General features: G+C 41.9%; 21 protein-coding genes. 9 read left to right on the forward strand and 12 right to left on the reverse strand.

Translation table 11 applies throughout. The features are described 5' to 3' along the window. Nucleotides 1-5: 5 nt before the first annotated feature. The 4 genes from R1T43_RS06480 to R1T43_RS06495 all read right to left on the reverse strand — a co-directional run bounded on the left by R1T43_RS06480 (nucleotide 6) and on the right by R1T43_RS06495 (nucleotide 4,711). Nucleotides 6-752, reverse strand: a complete 747-nt coding sequence (locus R1T43_RS06480; protein WP_317354136.1) for a LytTR family DNA-binding domain-containing protein — start codon at nucleotides 750-752, stop codon at nucleotides 6-8. Then, nucleotides 749-1,777: a sensor histidine kinase gene (locus R1T43_RS06485; RefSeq protein ID WP_317354139.1), complete on the reverse strand. Its 1,029-nt coding sequence runs from the start codon at nucleotides 1,775-1,777 to the stop codon at nucleotides 749-751. The genes R1T43_RS06480 and R1T43_RS06485 overlap by 4 nt, the downstream gene beginning before the upstream one ends. Continuing rightward, nucleotides 1,774-3,237, reverse strand: a complete 1,464-nt coding sequence (locus R1T43_RS06490) for an alpha/beta hydrolase family protein (protein WP_317354142.1) — start codon at nucleotides 3,235-3,237, stop codon at nucleotides 1,774-1,776. Before R1T43_RS06490 ends, R1T43_RS06485 begins: the two co-directional genes overlap by 4 nt. 193 nt (nucleotides 3,238-3,430) lie before the next feature. Then, the gene (locus R1T43_RS06495) at nucleotides 3,431-4,711 is read right to left on the reverse strand and encodes a M24 family metallopeptidase (protein ID WP_410549013.1); all 1,281 of its coding nucleotides are present in this window, start codon (nucleotides 4,709-4,711) and stop codon (nucleotides 3,431-3,433) included. A gap of 447 nt (nucleotides 4,712-5,158) precedes the next feature. Between R1T43_RS06495 and glgC the strand changes: the two genes are divergently transcribed. After that, the gene (glgC, locus tag R1T43_RS06500) at nucleotides 5,159-6,535 is read left to right on the forward strand and encodes a glucose-1-phosphate adenylyltransferase (protein WP_317354146.1); all 1,377 of its coding nucleotides are present in this window, start codon (nucleotides 5,159-5,161) and stop codon (nucleotides 6,533-6,535) included. Nucleotides 6,536-6,673: 138 nt separating this feature from the next. Here the strand turns inward: glgC and R1T43_RS06505 are convergent, their stop codons facing one another. Genes R1T43_RS06505 through R1T43_RS06515 form a run of 3 tightly spaced genes read right to left on the reverse strand, consistent with a single transcriptional unit; the run spans nucleotide 6,674 to nucleotide 11,766 of the window. Beyond that, nucleotides 6,674-9,328 carry a M14 family metallopeptidase gene (locus tag R1T43_RS06505; RefSeq protein WP_317354149.1) on the reverse strand — a complete coding sequence of 885 codons (2,655 nt, stop codon included), beginning with the start codon at nucleotides 9,326-9,328 and terminating at the stop codon, nucleotides 6,674-6,676. 13 nt (nucleotides 9,329-9,341) lie between these two features. Further along, nucleotides 9,342-10,808: a hypothetical protein gene (locus tag R1T43_RS06510; protein ID WP_317354152.1), complete on the reverse strand. Its 1,467-nt coding sequence runs from the start codon at nucleotides 10,806-10,808 to the stop codon at nucleotides 9,342-9,344. A gap of 13 nt (nucleotides 10,809-10,821) precedes the next feature. Continuing rightward, complete coding sequence (locus R1T43_RS06515) at nucleotides 10,822-11,766, reverse strand: RimK family alpha-L-glutamate ligase (RefSeq protein ID WP_317354155.1); 945 nt, start codon at nucleotides 11,764-11,766, stop codon at nucleotides 10,822-10,824. Between the two features lie 352 nt (nucleotides 11,767-12,118). Here R1T43_RS06515 and R1T43_RS06520 point away from each other — a divergent pair, with 352 nt between their 5' ends. Then, the gene (locus R1T43_RS06520; protein ID WP_317354158.1) at nucleotides 12,119-13,219 is read left to right on the forward strand and encodes a M20 family metallopeptidase; all 1,101 of its coding nucleotides are present in this window, start codon (nucleotides 12,119-12,121) and stop codon (nucleotides 13,217-13,219) included. A gap of 75 nt (nucleotides 13,220-13,294) precedes the next feature. Here R1T43_RS06520 and R1T43_RS06525 read toward each other — a convergent pair whose 3' ends face one another. After that, the gene (locus R1T43_RS06525) at nucleotides 13,295-13,723 is read right to left on the reverse strand and encodes a VOC family protein (RefSeq protein ID WP_317354160.1); all 429 of its coding nucleotides are present in this window, start codon (nucleotides 13,721-13,723) and stop codon (nucleotides 13,295-13,297) included. Between the two features lie 135 nt (nucleotides 13,724-13,858). Between R1T43_RS06525 and soxR the strand changes: the two genes are divergently transcribed. The 5 genes from soxR to R1T43_RS06550 all read left to right on the forward strand — a co-directional run bounded on the left by soxR (nucleotide 13,859) and on the right by R1T43_RS06550 (nucleotide 17,970). Next, a complete protein-coding gene (gene soxR / locus R1T43_RS06530; protein ID WP_211070461.1) occupies nucleotides 13,859-14,326 on the forward strand; it encodes a redox-sensitive transcriptional activator SoxR in 468 nt (155 codons plus the stop codon). Between the two features lie 222 nt (nucleotides 14,327-14,548). Further along, nucleotides 14,549-15,526 (forward strand): 23S rRNA (adenine(1618)-N(6))-methyltransferase RlmF, encoded by a 978-nt coding sequence (gene rlmF / locus R1T43_RS06535; RefSeq protein ID WP_317355714.1) that lies wholly within the window; start codon nucleotides 14,549-14,551, stop codon nucleotides 15,524-15,526. A gap of 237 nt (nucleotides 15,527-15,763) precedes the next feature. Beyond that, nucleotides 15,764-16,108 (forward strand): RidA family protein, encoded by a 345-nt coding sequence (locus R1T43_RS06540; protein WP_317354163.1) that lies wholly within the window; start codon nucleotides 15,764-15,766, stop codon nucleotides 16,106-16,108. 104 nt (nucleotides 16,109-16,212) lie between these two features. Then, the gene (locus tag R1T43_RS06545; protein WP_317354166.1) at nucleotides 16,213-17,388 is read left to right on the forward strand and encodes an alpha/beta hydrolase-fold protein; all 1,176 of its coding nucleotides are present in this window, start codon (nucleotides 16,213-16,215) and stop codon (nucleotides 17,386-17,388) included. Between the two features lie 192 nt (nucleotides 17,389-17,580). Further along, nucleotides 17,581-17,970 carry a hypothetical protein gene (locus R1T43_RS06550; RefSeq protein ID WP_317354169.1) on the forward strand — a complete coding sequence of 130 codons (390 nt, stop codon included), beginning with the start codon at nucleotides 17,581-17,583 and terminating at the stop codon, nucleotides 17,968-17,970. 55 nt (nucleotides 17,971-18,025) lie between these two features. On the opposite strand, the gene yiaA is transcribed toward R1T43_RS06550, so the two are convergent. From yiaA to R1T43_RS06565, 3 genes are all read right to left on the reverse strand, one after another. Beyond that, a complete protein-coding gene (yiaA, locus tag R1T43_RS06555) occupies nucleotides 18,026-18,514 on the reverse strand; it encodes an inner membrane protein YiaA (protein ID WP_211070466.1) in 489 nt (162 codons plus the stop codon). A gap of 426 nt (nucleotides 18,515-18,940) precedes the next feature. Then, nucleotides 18,941-19,132, reverse strand: a complete 192-nt coding sequence (locus tag R1T43_RS06560; RefSeq protein WP_211070467.1) for a PepSY domain-containing protein — start codon at nucleotides 19,130-19,132, stop codon at nucleotides 18,941-18,943. A gap of 5 nt (nucleotides 19,133-19,137) precedes the next feature. After that, the gene (locus R1T43_RS06565; RefSeq protein ID WP_317354174.1) at nucleotides 19,138-19,668 is read right to left on the reverse strand and encodes a hypothetical protein; all 531 of its coding nucleotides are present in this window, start codon (nucleotides 19,666-19,668) and stop codon (nucleotides 19,138-19,140) included. Between the two features lie 367 nt (nucleotides 19,669-20,035). Here R1T43_RS06565 and R1T43_RS06570 point away from each other — a divergent pair, with 367 nt between their 5' ends. Next, the gene (locus R1T43_RS06570) at nucleotides 20,036-20,770 is read left to right on the forward strand and encodes an SDR family oxidoreductase (protein ID WP_317354177.1); all 735 of its coding nucleotides are present in this window, start codon (nucleotides 20,036-20,038) and stop codon (nucleotides 20,768-20,770) included. 245 nt (nucleotides 20,771-21,015) lie between these two features. Then, entirely contained in the window at nucleotides 21,016-23,106 is a 2,091-nt protein-coding gene (locus R1T43_RS06575; protein ID WP_317354179.1) for a TonB-dependent receptor, read from the forward strand. Between the two features lie 280 nt (nucleotides 23,107-23,386). Here R1T43_RS06575 and R1T43_RS06580 read toward each other — a convergent pair whose 3' ends face one another. Next, nucleotides 23,387-24,442, reverse strand: coding sequence for a hypothetical protein (locus tag R1T43_RS06580; protein WP_317354181.1), 1,056 nt, complete (start codon nucleotides 24,440-24,442; stop codon nucleotides 23,387-23,389). Between the last annotated feature and the right edge of the window lie 35 nt (nucleotides 24,443-24,477).

A 24,477-nucleotide genomic window follows, 5' to 3' on the forward strand; every position in this document is an offset into this window, starting at 1 on the left:
GGATGTTAGAGGGCAAATCGGCCTTTAAATAAGCTGGTTTGTCTGCGCGAAACTTCCACTTTTGCGCCGCTTTCCATTGATAGCTCAAGCGCACCAGAACTGCATGGTTGAACGGTTGCTACTTTGTCTAATTGCACAATGTAACTTCTGCTTACGCGAAAAAAATGGCGGTCGGGAAGGCGCTTTTCAATTTGAGCCAATGTTTTGTTTAACATAGGGTGTTTGCCTTCAAAGTGAACGCAAGTGTAATTGCCCATGGCTTCGAAACGTTCCACGTTAGATAATGGAATTAGCCAACATTGGGTGCCGTCTTTAACAAAAAAACGCTCTTCCATTGTCATGGGGGCAGTCTTTGAGGGCGTGGTTTCTTCGAGTGCTAAACTAAGGGTTAACTTTTCACAGGCTTGTGCAAGCCTTGTTTGTGTAATAGGTTTTAGTAAATAATCCACCGCGTTATTGTCAAATGCATCCAAAGCGTACTGTTCAAAGGCGGTAGTGAAAATAACCTTTGGAGCGGGCAGCAATTCAGTCAGTAAATCAAACCCGTTTCCGTCGGGTAAATTTATATCTAGAAAAATAACGTCTATTTGATGCTGGGCTAAAGCATCCCTAGCTTGGACTAAATTTTCTGCTTCGGCCACCAGTGAAATATTGGGTATTTGCGCAAGTTGAGATTTTAGCTCTACGCGGCCTAAACGAGAATCTTCTACAATCATCGCATTATAACTTCTGGTTTGCGTTACTGATGTCATGGACCTTCCTTGATAACAATTTTTGCCGTGACTTGATTTTGATTTTCCGTCAAAGAAAAGTGCGCGCTATCGGCATAGAGTAAATTCAGACGCTGTTTAATATTGGTTATACCTAGACTTGTTGAGCCTTCTAAAGGCGTTAAATTACCTGGATTAATCACAACGATTGATAATTCGTCATCGGCCAAAATGTTAATGGTAATTGTGCCTCCAGATATCAGCGCACTAATACCGTGTTTTATGGCGTTCTCAACTAATAGCTGAAGTGCTAAACAAGGCACTTGCCACTTTTCAGTAGGGCCAGATACGTTCCACTCAACGCGTAAACGACGTTCAAATTGAAGTTTGTTCAATTGAATGAAGCTTTTTGTGAGGTCAATCTCTTGTGGTAATGACCATACTTTGTCTTGTTTCGTTTGCAGTGTGGTTCTAAGTACTTCCGACAGTTGCGCTAAGCTATCTCTGGCCTTATTAGTGTCTTCTAAAATAAGTGCTCGAATATTGTTAATGACGTTGAACATAAAGTGGGGATTAAGCTGATTAATCAACAAGTCCATCTGGCTTGACGCTAACGCTTGGCGTAATTCGGCTTCACGTCGATAGGCTAGTTTCAACGATTTTTGACGTTTTAGAAGTAAGTAAACCGCTGACCAACACAACAAAAAAATGAAAATAGTAGGGAAGGATGCTACCAATTGGAGAAGCGGTAAGCTGCCCACTTCACCAAATAAATACTGTTGATTGGGAAGTAACACTAAGCCAACGATAAATATAGCGATACACGACGCCGCTGCACTGCCCAATACTGCTTGCCCAACGCCTTTGGGTATGGAAGCTGAAACTTGATCTCGATAAAACGTTTTAAGAAAACCACTGGCTGCAAGAAGCGCAACAAATAGACTCAGGGAGTTCACCAGCTCACCCAATTTGTAATGGGTAAAGTAACCACGTGCTAATAAGTTGAACAAGGTTAAGCTGCCCCAAATACCAATTTGGAACAGCCAAAAGGTTAAGTTTTGCTTCATTGTTGTTCTAGCCAAAGGCTTATGTCCTCGACGACTTCGGGAGACAAAGTGGTGCTAATCGCAGCATACTCTTCAGGTAAACCTTGGTCTGCAGGTTGTAATAAGTGGTTTAGGTTAGGGTAAATTTTATAAGTTAGCCATTGTTTATCAATAGATTGTATAAAGCCATCAAGGTTTTGACTAACAGGAACTTGTAAGTCTTTCGCACCATGCACTGCAAATACCGGAAGGGATAACTTTTTAAGGTAATCCTTAGGGTCGGTTTTAATGAAATATTGCATCCACTCAGATGTTAGCTGAGACAGTTGTGCTTCTTGCTGAGACGCGGGAACACCCGAAGCTGACATCAGTGCTCTAATATCTTCTTTTGAATCATCTTGTGATATCGCACTTATCAGCTTACGTTGCAGTTTATCGTCTTTTTCAAGTTCACTACTGGCCATTCCTCGCATCTTTTGGATTAAGTAAGATTGATCAATTAATATCTCCCCCCCTGTAGTGCTCGGTCCAGCAAGTGAGATGTAAAAGTCGGCAGAGGCGTTCTTGTTATTTGCCAATGCGATAGCGGCAATGAGGCTGCCTTCGCTATGGCCGATATAACCTACTTTACTTGAAGCTACCGAGTCATGATGCTTCAAAAAGCGTAACGCGGCATTGGCATCATTCGCAAAGTCTTTGCTGGTGGCGGTAGCGTACTCTCCGCCCGATTCACCCACGCCTCTGTCGTCGAATCTTAATACTGCAATACCTTTTTTAGTCAGTAAATCAGCTAGCACAGCGTATAGCTTGTGGCCAACAATATCACCGTCTCGTTGGGTTGGCCCTGAGCCCGATAAAATAATAGCGGTATGAGTAAAAGGCTGGTCGGGTATAAACAATGTACCAGCCAACGTATGGCCATCTCTGTCATTTAAAAAGTTAACCTCTTCTACCGTATACTGAGGTGTTAGACTGGGATCTTGCGGTTTAGCTTGGCGAGTAACCTTGTCTTGGGTTTTGACCAAATCAACGGGCGCGCTAAAACTACCTTGTTGGTAAACGCCTTTTATTGCGTTTTTTTCCAACGTACCTTCGTAGTGTATACCTGCGGCATTTAATACTAACGTAATACCATTTCCTATCTGCGAAACACTGTCGAATTGAAGGTCAAACTGGTTTTGAGCTGGAACATCTAAAGTGGCTACCAAGCCATTTTCTGAGTTCTCGATGTTAAACACAAATTCAATGCTTTGGTGTTCGCTGACACTAAGTTTTCCTTGCCAATGGCCTACAAATTTTTCGCGACTAATGCCTTCATTGTTTAGGGAAACTGTTGAAGAAGATGCGTCTGAATTAACGGCGCTACTCATGCTTTTTGGCTTAGCCTCATTATTAAGTGATTGATGATTAGCTGCATAGCAATTAAAAAAAAGGCTGCTGGCAAGCACGGTTGCGATGGTTACGTGTAAATATGATTTCATTTTATTTCCTCTTAAGTAAGTAGAGCCAGCTTACGTATAAGAAAATGGCGTATGAGCTTTTTTATATAAGCGGTAAATAAATCATGTGAGCGGTGCTAAAGTGAGGACGGAACAATCAAAACACTTTCGAAATTTTTTTGGTTAGCAGTGTGCGCGCTTAAAATACATTAATAAGCGCGCGATAGTCTGTGTATTAAAGTTTTGAGGAAGAAATGAGATGGAGTACTTTTTGCCTGCCGTCGAGGTACTCTACTTTTTCACCATCGAAAAACGCATCTTCCTCTAACATAATGCGAATATCTTTACCCCATTCAGGAATGTGAGTGGCAGCATTGAGTTCAATGGAATATACGGTGTTTGGGTACATGGGGTAGTCGCCCTGTACAGGAACGCCTTCTTGGGCATCCCACATACCAATGGTTGGCCCAGCAGCGTGACCATGAAGCCCAAGGGGGTGAGTATAAATAGCGGGTGTTAGACCTTCTTCTATGGCTTGTTCTCGAGACATTTTTAAAATCTCATTGCCGGTGCGTCCCACCTTAAAATTGTTGGTAAGGATATCTTGCAAACGGTTACCTGCCGCGAACGCTTTTACAATGCTCTCGGGCGGCGCGGTTTCACCAGGTTTTAACACGTATGCATGCTGTTGTTGGTCGGTGTTTAAGCGCAGGTAAGTAATGCCAAAATCAACATGGATAAGGTCTCCTGGCTGAATAGTATTTTCACCGGCGCGCTTACTAAACGCTTTTATTTGATCAAATTTTTCATTGTCGGCACGTTGAATAGACACTGAAGGATGAAACCAGTTTTCTAACCCTAATGCCTTGCTTTGATCACGCAGCCACCATATAACATCGTCAGTGGTGGTGATTCCTGGGGTTATAACTTCATTTGAAAAAGCCGTTGCAATAAGTTTGTGGCCAATTTGAGTCAGGGTAGGGTAGTGTTGCATTTCAAGCTTACCACGAGTTTCTAGCCAAGCAATGGCAAGTTTTTCACCTGATACCACACGGGTTTTAAATTTAGGCGAAAGGGCCGCCATGAACTTGCTGTTTTCGGTGCTACTCATACCATCTGCCAGAGCGAACGCATCTGAAACATTTACTGCAATCTGTTTGGGGTTGCGCGCTTCGATAACTTCAGCAAGTGCTTTCCACTGATTTGGCTGGGCTTCTTTATCCCATGCTTTTTCAAATAAGTCGGCAACGGCATAGCGAGCTACCGCTAAACGCTCTAGAGGTTTTCCTTCCCCATGGTTATAAATGACTAACATGGTATGCCTGCGGGCAGATAGCCACGTTGATGGCAGCATGGTTTTAATGACGGGGTCTTCATTGTATTCCCGCGACATGATTACCCACATATCAATATTAGTACGCTGCATAAGACCGGGTAAAACCTGCTCGAATCGTTGCGTTAGTATTTCATCAACCAACTCACTCCTTGCCTGCATATCCATGACATCCTTGGCCATACACTGCAAACTCACCAATACTAAAACAAGCGTACAAACTGCTCTCATTCCCTTTCCTTATTTGTTTGAATTATAAGCATGTAATGATTAAAACTAGCACAAGCTGTTTAGCTTAAGCAATGGTGACTACAATTAAGAATAAGGGGAGTTGGTTTGTTTCATTCAAGCCAATACACGCTAAATGAAAGCCAGATAGATGCCAGATGAAAATGCGATATAGCCTGGCGTTATAATGAGTATAAGCCTTCATAGACGCGCATCGTCAATCGTATTGATGCGGATCAATACGCTTAACGAAAATTCCTTGTTTACTTAGCCTTAACGCGAAAGGCATGTTGTAGAATTTTTTTGAATTCAATGTCGGCAATTTTCCTTCAATAGATAAATTAAATTGTGATTGCAGTTTAATCATCATCGATTTAGGTATTACCCTAGCCGGAGCCAGTTATGAATGCAGAGATTGATTTACAGCAAATAATAGAAAGTACGATGGTGTTAGTGCTAGCTGGTGGGCAGGGCTCACGGTTAAAAGCACTTACTGAAACCCGGGCTAAACCTGTACTAGAGTTTGGCAGTCATTGTCGAATCATCGATTTTCCCCTTTCAAACTGTGTCAACTCCGGCCTTAACCGAATTGCAGTACTCACCCAATATAAGTCTCAGTGTTTAATTCGGCATTTAATGCAGCATTGGGGCACGTTGAATAACAGTTTTGGGGGGCGACTAGATATTCTTCCCGCTTCCCAGCAACAGTCAGAAAGCTGGTATCAAGGCACTGCCGACGCCTGCTTTCAGAATATTGAATACATTAAAGCCCGAGCGCCTAAATATGTGATGATCTTATCGGGTGATCACGTCTATCAAATGGATTACCGAAAACTGCTTGCTGAACATGTGAAAAACGGCGCTGAAATGACAGTATCTTGTATAGAAGTACCTACTAAGAATGCTGCAAATCAGTTAGGTGTATTAAGTGCTGATAGTAAAGGGCAAGTAACCGCTTTCGATGAAAAACCAAGTAAACCACACCCATTATTAGATGCTCCAGAATATTGTTTAGCTTCAATGGGCAATTATGTAGTGAATGCTGAAGTGCTATATCGGCTACTTAAAGCAGACGCTAAAGCGTTAGAATCAGACCATGACTTTGGCAAAAACGTTATTCCCAATATTATTGAACACCACAAAGTGTTTGCGCATCGCTTCAGAGGTGCCGATGGTTGCCAGATTCCTTATTGGCGCGATGTAGGCACTATCGATAGCTATTGGCGTGCCCATATGGATTTGCTAAACAACAGCGACATGTTGAATTTAGCCGATCCGGCTTGGCCTATCTGGGGAAGTGCCTTGTCTAGCGCGCCAACCCAAATACGGGGCGGGGCTCAAAAAGGCCAGTGCGATCTTAATCAAATACTCATTGGCACGGGTTGCCAATTGAACAATTGCCGAATACACCACACTGTTTTGTCATCCAATTGCACAGTTGGTGATGGCGCCTCACTTCAAGGCTGTGTATTGCTGCCTGATGTGACTATCGAGGCTGGCGCTAAATTAAAAAATGTTATCGTAGATAAAGGCGTGACTATTCCCGTTAACTTAGCGATTGACGACGTTAATATTGCCAAACACTTCGGATTTTCAGTGAGCGAAAAAGGGGTGGTTTTAATCACTCAGAACGTTATCGATAGCTTTGCTGAGATGGAGCTACATTTTGATGTACCGCAGAAACCTTCGAGCGTAAGGTCAATTAGGCCTTTGCCCTCAGAGGTTACGGCTAGAAAAATTGCTCGCTCAATTGTACCATCGGCGTTGAGCGAGCGTTAAGGTAAACCTAGTTCATGGGCAAAAAAATAGGCGCTTAATGCGCCTATTTTTATTTTTACAGTCTACTAACTATAGCGATTAAAGCGTTTACTATGCATAGCGTGGGCTACAAACAGAAACGATAAGATTAGTTAATGGTTAATCAATTAACGGCTCATCGTCATCTTCTTCTTCCTGCTTCTCGTATTTCTCTTCTTCTACAGGAATAACTTCCTCAGAAGAATAGTAAACACTGACAGGCGCAGAATAGTTAGGTACATCGTCGTAAGCAAAAACAGAGTAGTACTTTTCGACATTGGGGTTACCAAAGTTGTCGTAAGTATACTCATCAGAACCTGCATAAAGCTTCACGCCGTCAAGCGGCGAACGTGGTGAGTGGAAGCGGTTTCTAACCACAAACGCGCCAACTAAATCGGCATGTTTAGGGTTACTCCAACTCAGTTTCACCTGACGATTCTCTAAGGTTACGCTTAAGTTCGCTGGTGCCGGTAAAGGTTCTTTACGGCGCTCAATGTACTTAATAACCAACTTACACACTTGGTTACTGTGTAAGTCATGCCAGTTTACTAGCATGTTCTTTTCAGCACTTGAAGACGTAGAGCGAACCACGAAATGAAATGGCGCATGCTTCGCATGCATTTCTTCCAACGCTTCACGGCAATAACTATCAAAAATAAAGTTGTGAGAGTTCTTGTCTTTGAGTTGAGCGTTACTCACCTCGTAGCCAATAAACTCTTTCTTCTCTCTATTCTTAACGCTTTGATAGTCAAGATCTTCAAGACCTGCTAATTCAATGGTGAAACGAATATCTTGCGATGTAGGCAGGGCATTGTCGTTGCTCATGGTTAAGTAGGCTTCAGTGATCACCGTTTTCTTAGGATCAGGTAGATTTTCGGTTAAGAAGGTCATTTGACCGTAAACCACATCGCCGTTTGAATCGAAACCAGACTGCAGCTCGTTTTTATTCACTTCAGCTTTTGAAACAGTACTAAGCGATGACGGGGTGAGCTCTACCTGTTTGCTTGGAAGCGTGTAAATAACTTCCAAGTTAGGGCGGTAATGAATACCTGAACCAAACTTTCCGTAACCAATATCAAATTGCATCATTTGCGAGTCTGCACCAAGAGGAAGTTTTCTTGGGCCTTCAACGCGAAGCAACAAGGTACCGTTCTTAATAGATTTACGAATAATGCGACGTTCAGCCACATTCAAATCCCAGTGGGACCAAATACCTTGAGTTAGCTTATCTGAGCGAATTTCATCACCTAGTGTTTGAATAGGCTTCGCTTGATGAATTTGGTTGAAGTCTGTGATGTCAGAAATTTCTGACGGATCGAGAATAGACACTGTCCATTCACCAAAATTTTCTACCTTCGCGTTAACACGGTTCATTGGGTACAAGGAGAAACTCGCATTCTTAATACGGGCTTCTTCAGGTAAGTTTTCCATGTTAAACGCTATTACGCCATAACAAATACCACGGCGTTTGTTCACACCTACAAACAGTGAGTTGTAACCGAAATGGTCGCGGTTTTTCTCAAGGGTATATTGGCCTACATAACCAATACCGCGCTTCGACGGGAACAAACCTCTGAAGTATTCATCTTCAGACAGCTGGGTCTTAAGCTTAATTTCAGGGCTGAAAGGCGACTTGGTGTCGGTAACTTTATTGACCGCACGTAAATTGTAGAAATATTTCTGGCCACTTTTAAGCTGCACATCTGTGAACGTGTGTTTGCCAATAATCGCAATAAGATTATCTTCACGACAAGGGCTTTTCACCGTTTCAGAGCGATACAATTCAAAATAGATATCATCAGATTCTGGGTAATCCCAGCATAGGGTCGCTTCATAAACGCCCACTGATTCAATAGTGAAGTTATCTACCCGAGCAGGAGCTTCATCAGAGTAGTTTTTCGCTTCTGAAAGTGCGTAAAGTACCGCAGGTACATTTTCATCTACACTTTGCGACATATTCGCCATGTAATCAGGAATGTTGCGAGTGCCAACTTCTACCACCGCCGAAATGATACCTAGCGAGTAGTAATATTCACGGCCACTACCATTGATAAGGTTTGTAGGTGGCTTGCCACGGTGTATACCGTACTGGCGACCCGTTACTTTATGGATTTCACGGTTCATATTGGCGCACAATACGTTTAAGTCAGTGCCTTCAATTTCAGACTCGTGATTAAACTTATGCGCAGGGAAAAACACGTTACCTTGCGAGTGATAATCTAGCGCAATAGTAATGTTTTTATGCTCGAGTACGAAATCACGAATGGCCGCAGTTTCTGGCTCAGAAAACGCCGCTGGGCCTGAGTAGGTGTTTACCGTGGTATCAGCAGAACGCTTAAAGCGAACACCAAAGTTACGGTTCAAGTCTACACCAAAGGTGCCATCGCCGTTGTCACGTCTATTCTTACGCCAAAAAGAGAAGTGGGTACGAGAATACTCAAACCCATCTGGGTTTAAACAAGGCACCATATATAAGGTATTACGGCTTAATGCCTGTTGTATAGATGGGTTGTGATCAATATTGGTTAGCACGTTATCAATAAACTTAATGCCTAACTCGTTGCCAATCCACTCGCGCGCGTGGATGGTTCCTGTAAAAAGCAGAGCGGGTTTACTGTCCGCAGTTTCAATGTTAGCAGAAAGAGTAGCCATCATAATTGGCCTACCTTCCCACGTCGTTCCAATGCTATGCACGCGAATAAGCTCAGGGTATTTTTCCTGAGCTTGTTCTAAAAACGCCATTGTTTCTTGATACGAGGTATATTGTTTTTTCATTATTTCTTCTTTACTAAGAGAAATCAGTGGTTACCAGCGTAGTCTTGAAATTATCCCAATGCGCGATAATTGCATCGACTTTCTTCTGCTGAATGTTTTTAACCGTCAGAAACACGCTTGGATCAGCGTAAATCGCTTTTGACGTGCCCTCTTCACCAAGAGTACTGATTATCACCTCTGTAAGTTTAGGGCCTATACCTTTTACGCCAGCAAAAAAGCTTTCTAACTCTGACGTAGTTAAAATGAGTTCGCCCGCATCTATTTCGGTGTCGTCTTCAAACTCATCGTTGCTATCATTTAATACACGTTCTAGCCCATCACCGATGACATCTTCTATGCCATCATCTTCACTCACATCTTGGTTTTCTAAATGCAAGTCGGTCACTATTTTGGCTTTACTTTTGGGCGTGTAGTTATCTTGAAAATTCCAAGATTCACTTGGCCATTCTTCGTCGAGTTGTAGTTCAACGGGTAACAAAGGATAAAGTTCAGGATTAGTTACCGCTGCTGAGTCTGCACTATCACTGCTTGGTGTATATTCGCCAAAAGTAATATTTCTCATAGTGCGTAAAAGCGGCGTGCGAATCTTACCCAGTTCCTCCCAGTTATACAAAGGAATATGCGGCTTCTTAAAGCGCTCTGAACACAAGGTCCACATTATATACTGGCCAATCCAGTCACGAATATAAGGGAAGGCGGCAAATGCAGTGGCGCATTCTAGTATACGGAACTTACCATCCACACCTAACGCAATATCAGACGCCCAATATTCAGCTTTTGCGGCTTTAGACGCATTCACTGCTATTTGTAACGCTTCTTTGGGCACATCAGAATAATCCATCGAGCCACCCTGACTGGTGTTGGTTAGCCATTCACCTTCTGGTGGACGACGCCAAAACGCACAAACTGGTTTGTGGCCAATCAGCATCACGCGAATATCTGCCATCATAGGCACAAATTCTTGCACATAAACGGGGTGATATTTCTTTTTCTTAAGCAGTTCGGCCGCTTCTTTAAAGCTATCTACTTTATGTACGAAATAACCACCATAGTTAGATGGACCATAAGACTTTTTAATAATTTTTGGATAACTGGTTTTACGTAAAAACGCCATAGCTTCGTCTTTCTCGTAAAAAATATCCGTTTTGGGAATAGGCAAGTCGTGCTTTTCGCAAAAATGGGTCACATTTTCTTTCGACTTGTTGGCAAACTGCGTATCCATTGAAGGCAAAAAGCGCACATCTGGCAGTTCGCGAGCAATTTCACGGAACGTCTCATAAGCTGTAGCAGGAATATTACCAATAAGAATATCGATATTTTTGCTTTTCACTTCACGAACAAAGCGGGCTTTGTCGTTACCCCAGTGGTAACACACAGTTTCAATTTGATCTGGCCAGCCTTTAAAATTAGACTTGTCGAAGAAGCGCAGTACATGGTCTAAGTAGAGTAGGCCAATAGTAGGTAGTTTAGTCGTAGACATTTTACTTTCTCGTTTAAAGTTGAGAGGTTAGCGCGGCTTGCATACTGGCGCGCTTTTCAATTGCTTTTCGCTCAATCAAGTTAACGATCCGCTCGATTTTTCCATCATTGAACGTCAACCCTGCAGCTTCTTGCTCAGGCGTTGCGAATGCAGGAATACCGTTTACTTCTAGTACTACATATTCTTCATGTTCTTGGTCATAGATAACATCTACCCCAGCGATATCTAGCCCCGTTACCTTGGCGGCTTTGATTGCAAGTGCAACTAATTCATCATTAGGTTCACGGCGAATAACAGATCCACCACTCGTTACGTTAGTTTTCCAATCGTCTTTAGGTGCTTGGCGTCCGTAACAACCTACGAATTCACCATCAACAATGTCGATGCGATAGTCTGTCATGTCGTAATTGATAAAGCGTTCAACGTAGAAGTGGGGAATATTGGTTTGATCCAAAAAGGGAATAAGCATATCTAATGAACGCTCATCTTCCACTTTTACTATGCCCATTCCGCCCCAGCCATCGGTAGGCTTGTATACCAGGCGTCCGCCCCATTCGCGGATAGTATTTTTAAGCATCGGCTTATCTTTGGTATTACATAATCGGTAATCAGGTGTACGAATACCCGCGCGAGATAAACGATGTGAAGTGCGAAGTTTGTCTTCAGATAACGAAAAAGACTCAAAACTGTTAAGGCACGGAATTGATTCGTTCAATACTTGATAAAGAAAAACTTGATAAGGTGTTTGTTGACCTGCATTGTATGAAAAGAACGCATCTAACTCTTCCATATTCACGTTATGACACGTAATGGTTCCGTTGTGTGCGTTTGCATGGCCTAAGTTAAGATCGGTAATTGCTTCGATATCGCGATCTCGTAATTGATTGACGATTTTAGCCTGTATGGCAGTACCGCCGCTGTTGCTGTACATCCACATCCCGACTGTATACTTTGGCACGACTTTTAACCCTATTTTTATGAATCGATGAATTGACATTCTGTTCGATTTACGTAAGAAGATTTCTCAAAATAAAAATTTGCACCAAAATGGGTGGTAAATATCTATTTTAGATGAGAAATATGACATATATTAGACTTTAGGGTACGTCTTGGTACGAGGAGTCCCTCCCAAAAGCGGCGCCATTAAACGGCTAAATTGCGTACTATTCAAGTTTAATTTTTGCTCAGTGGAAATTATTTTCAATATTTGTAATTTTAACGTTTAAAGCATGTGTGATTGCTGTTAATTGCCCAATTAAAACAAGGGCTTCAGCGTAGTTTGGTTTTAATCAATACTTGGAATAAATAGCATGAATAGTAGTCTGGACTTTACCGAACTTGCCACAATTATATCGCTCAATTCTTACACTAAAAATAAAGCGGGTGTAGATCACAATGCTGACATCTTTAATGCGTGGATGGAGCAACTTGGATTCTCTGTAGAAACGCATCGACGCGAAGCAATTGGTAACCATGTTCACTATCTGTCTAAAAAGAGTGAAGGCGTAAAATTACTGCTACTTGGTCACCTAGATACCGTGTTTCCGCCAGACACCTTTACCGAATTCCGAGAAGATGATGAATGGATTTACGGCCCAGGTGTGTGCGATATGAAAGGCGGTAATTATATTGCGCTAACAGCACTTCGAAATGTATTTGCCGAACAAGGCCACATCGCGAACATTGATATGCTATTGGTGAGCGATGAAGAAAGTGGCAGTGACGACAGTAAGCTGCTTACCAGTGAATTAGCCAAAGCCTACGATGCCTGTATGGTTTTTGAAGCGGCGGGCCCCGATCATGATGTGGTTATCTCTCGAAAAGGGATTGCGACTTTTCAAATCGAATTCGAAGGCAAAGGCGCTCACGCGGGTAATCATTATACCGACGGTATTAATGCGAACTTGGCTGCGGCTCATATGTTAATTGCCCTGACCAATCTAACAGACCTTGAAAAAGGCACCACGGTTAACGCCGGCAAAATGAAAGGTGGATTAGGCGCAAACACTATTTCGCCTAGTGCTAGCTTGACGGTAGAAGCGCGGTTCACTCAATCAGAAGAGCGGGACAGAGTGTTAGCTGCGTTTGAAGAAGTCACCCAAAATCCTGCTGTTGAAGGGGTAAAAGTAGTGGTAACTGGTGGTTTGCAGCGAGATGTCATGCAGCCTACAGAAGCACAGGCACAGTTTATTGCCGAACTAGAGTCTGTATTGGGGGCGCCACTTAAATTAGAAAAACGTGGTGGGGTGAGTGATGCGAATGTAGTGTCGGCTGCAGGCGTGCCAACCCTTGATGGCTTTGGTCCTTACGGCGATGGCGATCACACCATTCATGAACGTGCGAGCAAATCGAGCTTTGAACGGCGTATAGGCGAGGTGAGTAAAATTTTAGCGCACTTTAATGGTTGCTAAGTAATTAATAATTAGGCAAAACGATGCGAGGTCAGAGTGAGTTTTATTAACTCTGACCTTAAAGATTAGTATAGTTTAGCTAGTATAAGACACCACTTCAGCCTCAAGTCCTTCTCCAAGCATGAAATAAAAGCGTCTTCCTGGCTCGTAATCGCCATGGTTATAGGTATCAAACCCTAACGCGAATACCTTTTTTTCTACCTCGTCTAAATTGTCAACCACAATGCCTAAATGATTAACGTGAGCTACGGTAGTGTGATCGAAGAGTTGGGCAGCGTTCGCATCATCAAGTACTCCACTTAAGCTACCTTGATTCGAGCCAAGCTGCTTTGGCTTATATAACGCCAAGTAAGCGATATCCGAACCCACATGTACCGTATAGCCATCGTCCTTAGCTGGACCGCTCCAGCGTATATGCCAGTTGAACAATTGGCATAAGGCATCAGCTATGGCATCAGGGTTAGTTACCGTAATATTGGCGTGTTCTAGTGAGGCTGCTTGCATTGTATTTCCTTATTTACTGTTGTGTGTTTTTACGCGCTAACGTTTGTGGATAAAAGCGCAGTGGATTAATAGACAACAACAGCCTAATATCTTAAGTTAACTTTAGATCAAGTATTAAATGCGAATTTTTTTAAAATGGCACCTGAACCCCTAGTAAGTATTGGCTTTGTCGCAAAGCGAACCGGTAACGCAGTATCGCTTATTCGCTATTACGCCAATGAATCCCTTATTCCTTCTGTGCGAACCCAAGGAGGAAATAGAATGTTTCCTCGTTCAGTCATTCGAAGGGTATCGTTTATTTTGATTGCACAAAACATGGGGTATGCACTTGATGATATTCGACAACTACTGCAAACCCTGCCAGATAATCGTACGCCGAATAAGGAAGATTGGGCTACGCTTAGTGAAGTATTTAACGCACACATTACGACGCGAATCGCTGAACTTACGGCGTTAAAATCCTCGCTAGAGGGCTGTATTGGTTGTGGGTGTTTGTCTTTAGATAAGTGCAAGCTGTACAATAAGCACGATCGCATTGCCGAGAAAGGGGCGGGCGCTCGGTTCTTACTTGGGGATAGCCCTAGCGATACTGTTATAAAATAGCCTTTTCTCATCTATTTAGTTATTTCTGATGTGGTGCTTGTAGCCTCGAGGCCGACTAAACATTTATTTAGAAATTCACTTAGCCAAATACCTAAAAATAGGATAGTCGCCTTGGTAGACTCCACACCTGATAGCAACTCAAGCTCAACCAGTAAAACCAGAGCCAAAGCAAAAAGTTCGCCTAAGCCTTCGTCAAAATCTTCACCTAAGGCTGGCAATACAATGCATGTTCGTAATGTGCATAAAGATGGTTACCCAATGGCAGCGCTTTGCCAAGCACACCCTGCATTGTCGGGCTATGTGATTAACGCAAAAAGCGGTAAAAAGAGTATCGATTTTGCCAACCAAGATGCGGTTAAAGCCCTCAATGCAGCATTGCTAATTCATTACTACGGGTTGAAAACGTGGGACATACCCAATGGATATTTATGCCCTCCTGTTCCTGGCCGTGCCGATTATATTCACGGCATTGCTGATATACTGGCGTCTACCAATAAAGGCGTAATACCGAAAGGGAATAGCGTAAAAGGACTGGATGTAGGTATAGGCGCTAATGCTATTTACCCCATTATTGGCAGTCAAAGCTATGGTTGGCAGTTTGTAGGAAGCGACATTGATGCGGTATCGGTAAAGTCGGCTAAATCAATCGCTAACAAAAACCCAAAGCTTACCCCTTTATTGTCGGTTCGAAAGCAGCCGAATAAAGCGAAAATCTTTGAAGGTATTATTCAGCCTAACGAGCACTTCACTTTTACTATGTGTAACCCGCCGTTTCATAAATCTGCCGAAGCGGCAGCATTGGGAAGCGAGCGTAAAGCCATAGGCCTTAAGGGAAATAAGCACAAGCGAAGTGGTAAAAAACCTCGTATTGATATTAACGCTCATGCCAATGCTAGTACAAACGCGAAGACCTTTGCTAAAACGAAGCCCGATATCAGTAACATAAAGCTAAACTTTGCTGGAACCGGCAACGAATTGTGGTGCGAAGGGGGCGAACTTGCCTTCATTCAGCGTATGATTATTGAAAGTGTAAAGTACAAATCACAAGTAGATTGGTTCACCTGCTTAGTGTCAAAAAGCGAGCACCTAAAACCCATCGAGACCAGTATAAATTACTACGGTGCAACGAAATTTTTAAAAGTAGACATGGGGCAAGGCCAAAAACAAAGCCGCTTTGTGGCGTGGACGTTTATCGAGTAAACGCATTGATTAAAGATGATGCAGCGCTAAAAGCTTCAATTACCGAATTTTTAGACACATTATAAGGCGCTCAAAATATGATGGGGCAGAGTATTTTAATCAAGCGTACTCTGCCCCCCTTTTCATTTATTTAGGAGAACTCAATTGTTGCTCAAACTGGTTCGAAATCTCGTACTTCTTAGCTCAACATCGCTCTTTTGTTCTGTTTCTACTGCTGATACCAAAATAGAGAGGAAAATGTATAACCCGTGGGAGGCAGAAATTGGTTACTCCCAAGTGGTTATTGCAGGTAACAACGTTTACTTATCAGGTATCGCAAGTGATAAAGCTACACTGGAAGAGCAAGTAAGTGAAATCTATACCCTTATACAAAATACCTTGAAAGATAATAACCTAGGCATGGAAAGTATCGTAAAGCAGGTAATTTATACCACTGATATTGAAGCGTTTAAAAAGCTGGGTAAGGTGCGAAAAGAAAAGTTTAAAGAGGGCCAATACCCAAGCTCTACGCTAGTAGAAGTACAAAGGCTCTATAGCCCAAACCACCTGGTTGAGATAGAAGTGATTGCATTTAAAGAGTAGACGTATCAGAGAATTAATTTAGCTATCGCTCGAGTTATGAGAATGTAATAAAAAGATTGGAATGGCTCGCCAAAGCCACTTGCCCCCTAAAATGGAGTAGCGCTATGAAACGGATATTCATTGTTCTGATATTGATGTTTACTCAGCACGCCAGTGCCGATGCTGTCAGAGAAATAGAAGAAAGAAAAATTGTCTCTACAGCGTTAAATGAGCAGCTCTCGCTGTTTATTCAGCTTCCCCTTTATTACCATGAGAATGCTGACTATGCCTATCCAGTGTTGTATTTATTAGATGCGCCTGTAGGTATCACATTGAATTCCGGTATTCTCGACCCCTTAGTTGGTTACAACAACGCGCCTCAAATGATTATTGTTGGGGTGTCTACAAATGATAGAGATCGGGATTTCACCCCCACCAATGACCCCAAATATGCAGAAAATAGTGGTGGCGCAGATACATATCTGAAATTTATTGAAACGGAAGTTATTCCCTACGTAGATGCTAATTTTAGAACCGAAGAATACAGAATATTTTCTGGTCACTCTTTCGGCGGCCTGCTAGTGGCTCACGCATTTTATTCAGCTCCAGACCTATTTGATGCCTATTTTGCGTTTAGCCCTAGTTTGTTTTGGGATGAGAAGTTAGTGGCTAAATCCCTTGTATCATTTACGGGCCAACAACAAAGTAATCACAGTGTGCTTTACCTGAATATTGGAAATGAAGGGAATGCGGAAGTTAAATCTCCAGAGGGTAAAGCAATGCTAGAAGGCGTTGAGTTTATTGATACTGCCTTAAGTCAACACACACCTAAAGGTCTTCGCTATAAAATTGATTACTTTTCACAAGAGCCCCACCAAGTAACCCAAATTATTGGTACCTATCACGCTTTTAGGCACCTCTACCCGTCGTGGGATGTGCCATATGAAGCTTATTTATCTGGATACGATGCAGTTGCTGCTCACTTTGCTTCGTTAAGCGAGCTATATGGTTACCATATAGTAGCTAAAGACTGGCAACTCTCTGATGCCGCACTATATGAACTGCATGAGCGTAACAACCCCAATGAAGCCCTCAAATATTTACACGCGGTGTTAAAGCAAAGACCTGAAAATATTGAATATATGTCAACGCTAGCATTGGCCTATGAAAAGAGTGGCGCCCTGCCAGAAGCTATAAATACGCTTAATGAAATAAGTGAGCGGATAGGTGAAGCAGACGAAATGTACTCCGACATCGCTGCAAGAATTAGCAGAATTTCTAAGTTGCTGAGTACAAATTAAACAAATAGGTGCCGCGAAATAACATTTATGTACTCTGCCCCCTGTTTTTGAGTCACTTTGTAGTATGAATGTTTAACAGCTAGACGTTTGCTGAATAGGGGATGTCTTCAATTGAGTGGTCTAACGCGTATTTGCAGCTATTTCGAAGTTCACTTTCCTAATGGAATAATAGGACAACTTTAAGGAGCCCTGATGATATGGCGTAAAAGCATCAGCATCTTACACATAGATGGTAGTGCTGGTTTAGCTGTGGGCTTGGCTTTATTTGCTTTCGCGGGATGGATTAGTGAGCTTTATCGCTTACCTCATAACACTATTCTTTTCCTAGCAAGTGCAAACACTATATATGGTTGTTATGCATTAGCGCTGGCATTGTCACACAAGAAAAGCTTGATGAGCATTAAGGCTCTTGCCATCGCAAATAGCGTTTGGGTTATCATTTGTGCTGCTATCGTCGTTTTGTATGCCCACATAGCAAGCCCAATTGGTGTGTTTTTTATCTGTGGGGAAGCATTATTTGTCGGCATGTTGGCAGTCTACGAATGGAAGAATAGGTTCCTACTTTCGGAAGAAGATCGCTAAATAGTAGGGCCAGAGTATATTAGTAACCAGTAAAGTACTCTGACCCCATTTCGATTTACTCGCCGACTATGTCAGTGGTTTCAAGCGCTACATCGATACTATTCGCTACCCCAGGGTAAGCTGAAGATGAAGTGCTTCCATCGTCATTGGTTAAGTCACGGATATTTTTCTGAACGGTAATGATAGAAAATAAGCTGAGTATAAATGCCATGCCGTAAAATCCTTTTTCACTTAGAAACATGTCGGCGTTAAAAAGGCCTATACCCAGCAGGGCAACAGCACTAAAAAAAGCTGCCCAGCACATGCCAACGAAAACAGTGGTGGTTGGTAAGCCTTCTTGTTTATCTCTTACAGTCTTTTGTAAGGTTACAGCTGAAAACATAGCTAGAATGAATATTGCTAAATAATAGCCTTTTTCATTGAGTAGAATGTTGGCGTTCCATAATCCAACAAGGTAGCCAATAACCCCAATCGCAAGAGAAGCCCATGTTGCGAAGATATATGCTTGTGTTGGTTTATATACTCGATGTGACGTTGTTTGCATTTTTATAAATTCCTTTTGAGTTATCTTTAACCCTACACGAGTTCCTTTGAAAACATATCTAACCGCGGTTAGATATATACTTTTAATTATCAGCATCCTAGTTTATACAAACCTCCTTGTTAACCGTGTCAGCCACACAGCGTAAACACTTCTAATTTCTTCAATTACACCCTTGTCGTAATAATTACCAAGCTTATAGATGGTCTTCCGACAAAACGCTTACCGATGAAATACTGATTTTACAAGCAATTACATGGATAGTTAGTTTTTAGAAAATACTGATGCAAATATACGAACATTAATTGTATTAGTAAATACGAACGCTTGAATCTGCTAGATAGCGTTTGATCTAGCACCTAACGGATAGTTTCTAGTTGGTATTAAATACAAACTAAAAATTAGAGGCTAATAAACTTTGCTATTTCGCTATAACTCTTTCATTACTAAGTGTAAATCTTTGGTAAATGCAATTCGCTTATCATGCATAGCCCATACGTTCAATGGCGCCTTGAACATGGTTAATGCTCCGGCCACAAAGCAAATGAATAACAGTAAGCCTGAAATAATGCCGGTCCAAATGTGTACTTGCTGATAGCTTTTATAATTCTGTAATTTCATTGGTGTTACCCCAGAACCTGTAAAACGGAAAATTCAAACAGTGTAATAAGCGAAAGCAGAGCCAGTAGTGGCCAAGGTTTTCTAGCAAAAAAGATAAGGCTTAACGGGGTTAACCATAAAGGGACTATTAGCCACATCAAAAATTGGCTCTTCACATCAAGAGGCGTGTGAGAAAGAAAAAGAAAACTAATCAAACTGCTAGTGAATAGCGCAAAGGGAAAACTAATTAATGTTGCACCAATAATTTTTAGCCACCAGTGCGCCTTAAAGGTGGTGTAACTCTCATCTCTGGTGAGCCCTGTACCGCGAGAGCGCACAGATTTAAGTGGCGCGGTGTAACGGGTAAAGAACGGAATGGTCCCCAACAGCAGCATACACAGCGTGATAACGGTATAGATGGCGGCAGGTAATGAAAACGTTAAGGTGAATATTGTCGTGCTTAAGATCAATATCGCCAAGGCAATTAACAGTGCAGTTTTAAATGGTAGCGGCCTTTTCTTAAACCATTGTTGGTTCGGACAGCCTGCGTAAAACACTAGATTAGCCAGTAAGTAGACGAGTGCGCATTTTTTGCGCAAAATACTTTAAAGTGGCAGTAGACTAAAGTTTAACTTTTGCCAATGCAAATAAAAATGATTTTTATTTGTAAATTTACATTTTTAGATCACAAATTCAAAAAACGAGCACAAAATCAACTTCTAAACCTCTGTTTAAAGGCGAATTGCTATTTAGCTAAGGCATGGGTTTACAAATCAAAATCAATCTTTCTGCCTTTGGCGTGGGTATGAATATGTAGGTAGGTTTGTGCGCTCGGTTAATGCAGCATTGATTAACACAGTATTTGAACCCGTATCTACTCAGTATTTGACCCAGTATTTGAAAAATTTAAACAGTAGGTGGCATATGGAAAATGTAAAAGTAGCCTTAGTAACAGGCGGCGCGAAAGGCATTGGCGCAAGCATCGTTGAAAAGTTAGCGTCAAATAATTTTGCCGTGGTGATTAATTATGCCAGTAGTGCTGATGCAGCAAACGAACTCGTTGAACAGATTAAATGCAAAGGCGGGCAAGCGATTGCGGTGCAAGCTGATGTGTCGAAATCCACTCAGGCAGAAAGCTTGTTTAAAGCATCGTTACAGGAATTCGGTAAAGTAGATGTACTGGTGAATAATGCAGGCATTATGGCGCTTTCACCGCTGAGTGAAACGAGCGATGAAGATTTTAATAAACAGTTCGACGTTAATATGAAAGGGGTATTTAACATGCTTCGCTTAGCATCGACTCACCTTAGTGAGGGCGGCAGCATTATTAATTTATCCACCAGTGTCGTAGGCCTTAAATTAGAGCGTTATGGCGTTTATGCTGCTACAAAATCTGCGGTTGAAACCATGTCGGCTATTTTATCAAAAGAGCTTAGAGGTAAAGATATCGCGGTAAATTGTGTCGCGCCCGGGCCTACTGAAACTGATTTGTTTACCGAGGGGAAATCCCAAGAATTTATCGATAAGCTTGCCAGTATGAGTCCTATGGAAAGGCTAGGGCAGCCAGAAGACATTGCCAATGTAGTTAACTTTTTAGCCAGTGACCAAGGGCATTGGGTTAATGGGCAAGTGTTACGAGCTAACGGGGGAATTGTTTAATAGTTGTGGCAGTTTCACCCATTGTTAAGCGGTAAGTTAGCCTAAGTGTCCTGTGCTTAGGCTAATACCCTCATTTCTCTACGTTCATAATACCGCCTTTTATAACTAACGATTTAAAACCCACTAAATTACTATTATCTCCACAAAAAAAACGGTACTATCTTTTTTCTTTCTGGAATAAGAATGTTTATCATTTGTGTTAGTGTCAGTTTTGGCATTTAAAATTAGAAAAATAAGGAATTTTAATGCAACGTAGTCGTTTATTTATCGGTGTGGGTTTAGGGCTTGTCGCTTTATCAAATCCAGTGTACTCGAATGAGAAAGCCGAAAATGAAAAAGAAGTAGAAGTGATTAATGTAAAAGGTACATACTTTAACGACTACAAAGTAGGCGATGCTTCTGGTGCCATGCGTGCAAATATTTCATTGCTTGAAACGTCTCAAGCCGTAACGGTTATTCCAGAAACTATTATCGATGAGCAGCTTGCCACCACGTTAGGGGAAGTACTCAATAACGATGCAAGTTTGTCACCGGGTTCAAAACAACGCAACCGTGAAGTATTTAGCTCTCGAGGCTTTGAATTAAGTTCATCTACTGGCTATTTACGTGACGGACACCAGCACTGGTCTCACTATCAACAGCCTATCGAAACGCTTTCAAGAGTAGAGGTTATTAAAGGGCCTTCAAGTATCCTATACGGTCAGTCTGCGCCGGGTGGCCTAATAAACATGGTAACCAAGCAACCAACTGCATCTCGTTTATTGGAAGTTAGCGCAGATACCGACCAGTATGGCTCTACCCGATTTATGCTGGATGCTGGTGGCGAGATTATCGAAGATACAGGCTATCGCGCGGTATTGGTAAAGCAGGATGTTAATTTTGATCGCGAATATCAAAATGGCGAAACAAGAGAGCGTGATCGTTTCCTGGGTTCATTGGTACTTGAACATAAAATTAACGACAGCTTAATAGTGAATGCTTATTACGATCGCACTAACGATAAAGCGGGTTTAGATACCGGCGCATGGTTAGATGAAGATGCTAACGTAATAAGTAATAGAAATACCATTAACGACTTCTCGTGGGCGTTCACTGATATCCATGTTGAAAACAAAGGGGTTAAGTTAACCTATTTCATGAACCCAGAGTGGCAAGTGAAGGTGGGTTACAACGAGCAATCGTTTGAAAGACAACGTTTCGAATCATCGCCTCGACTTCCTTCAGATTACGAAATTGGTAACAGCTATACCTCTAACCCTTACGATCGTTCAGACGATTGGCAATTTAAAACCGCGTTTATCGATTTTAACGGTGAAGTTTCGTTTGGCGGTATTGAACACAATATTCTGATTGGTGGAAATGCTCTAGATTATTATTATGGCCAGCTTATCGAAAGAGGGGATTCAATCACCTACACCGTAGGGCAACCAGAGCCTGCCAAGCCAGATTTAAACTTCAATAATGATGAAACCTTAAGTACCACTGAATACGATTATTACGGCGTGTATTTTCAAGATTTGATGACGTTTAACGATCAATGGCAAGTTGCTATTGGTGGGCGCTTCGATAAGCAAAGCCGTGAAGGTGCTGACAACGAATCTTTATTGCCAAAAGTTGGTGTGTTGTATCACCCAGCAGAGAACAGCACAATTTATGTGAACTACTCAGAAGGGTTTGAGCCTCAATCAAGTGAAACCATTGAAAACGAACTTGATCAAAACTTTGGTATGGAATTAGACGCAACTACTTCGAAGCAAGTAGAGTTGGGCGCGAAATGGGAAGTGTCGGAACGTCTATTGTTGAATGGTGCGCTATTTAACATAGAAAAAACGGGAACCCTTATTTCAGAGCAGCTATTAAATGACCCACTTTACACCACGGTTACCACTCAATCCGGTAAGCAAACTCACAGAGGCCTAGAACTTGCTGCACAGGGTGCGATTAGTGATAAATGGTTTGTGATGACATCAATGATGTACTTAGATGCTGAGTATGAAAAAGATGAGAACTTTGAAGGTAACACGCCGGTTGATGCACCTAAGTGGTCTGCATCGGTATGGAGTCGCTACGAAGTTACTGAGAAATTAGCATTGAATGCGGGTATCTTTTACCAAGGTGAGCGCTATGCTGACAACGCTAATACTGTGCTAAAAGACGCTTACAGCCGTGTTGATATAGGTGCGACATACCGTACTGATATCATGGGTAAACAAGTTGATGTAAGGCTAAATGTAGAAAACGTATTTGATACTAATTACCTTGTGGGTGGCGGTATTAACAACGTGACTATTGGTGACGGTGCCACTGCACGTATAGAATTAAAAACGTCTCTGTAATAGCGTTTTATACGGTAAAAAAGCACTGTAGAAAAGCAGCGTAATACTTAACACCGCCTCAGCTTATTCAAGCTAAGGCGGTGTTTTATTTACCCACTATATATCGCATTAATTAAGCAACTAACCACACTAAAAGTCTTCTTAAATCCTTTCGCCTTAAAACGCGCCAAAGTTTTTTTATAAAACAGCTTTTTTATAATACCTTCTCTGTAAATAACTGCCGCTTCAAAACACCTTCGCATTAGCATCTTGATTTACTGACTACATTGTATTGTGTTCGTTAAGCACACGCTGATTTATCAATATTGTCATTAGTTGTTCCAGCGCTTAACCCCCCAGTTGTTAAGTAACCAGTATTTAGAGAATTCACGAGTTCATGTGGTGTATCCACACATAAATAGACTTCGGTAGGGCGTTCACAAAAGGTACCCATCAGCGTGAACCAATAAACGGGGGTTGAAAACGTAAGCTTAATATTCGCCATACCGCGACCTATTTTTAATTGCTCTTTGTCGCACTCCCACTCGCCTGCTTCACAGGTTTGAAGGTGAGATAAAGGAATAAAAAGTAGATTGAAAAAAGTGGCATTTACAATAAGGTGCTTGTTGTGACAATAAACAGAAAAGCGCCTGCTAATTCGATGACTCGCCGTCACACTGATAATGCCGTAGAAAATGACCGACGCGACAATAATGGCAGCAATTTCACTCCATAAAATTAACAAAGAATAAGACACCCACGTAATCGCAACTAAACCTAACAGTACTAATGCGAAGTGCCATCGTTTGGCGCTAAGTAAGGATAAGTTAGCCAAAGTAGCAGTATGGTTTCTTGTGAATTTAGGAATAGCGTAATACCAACTTGCTGGTTCACTAGCCATAATTAAGGTTATTTCTCTTTTCTTATCGTCTGCATCAATATTGTCAATTAAGGCGTTAATTCGAGGGTCACCTTTTAGCTTTCTTGATTTCCAAAGCATAGAAACCACGTGATAAATAACCACAAACTCAATAATAAGCAGTATGGCGATAATGGGGTAGCGTACCAGGCTTAAAAATTCAAAGTAATTAGCAAGAGAGGCGGGCATAGAATAACGGGCCACCACGCTGGCAATACTGAACGGAATAATGATCTTCCATTTTTTCTGCTCTCCAATTTTAATTACGCAAAACCAAAAAACAGCGGGCAGTATTACAAAGTAGGCAATCAGGAAGCCAGCAGAAAGTATCTGGTCGAATGAAGAGCTAATGGTTTCAGGTAATAAGGTAAAGCCTAAAACGTAGGTAGCAACGGCAAATAATAAGTAAAGTACCCTAAAGCGAACGGCCTTGCGCATGAAACATCCTTGTAGAATTGATAACTCAATGATTT

The sequence above is a fragment of the Alteromonas sp. CI.11.F.A3 genome (assembly GCF_032925565.1).
Lineage (GTDB): Bacteria > Pseudomonadota > Gammaproteobacteria > Enterobacterales > Alteromonadaceae > Alteromonas.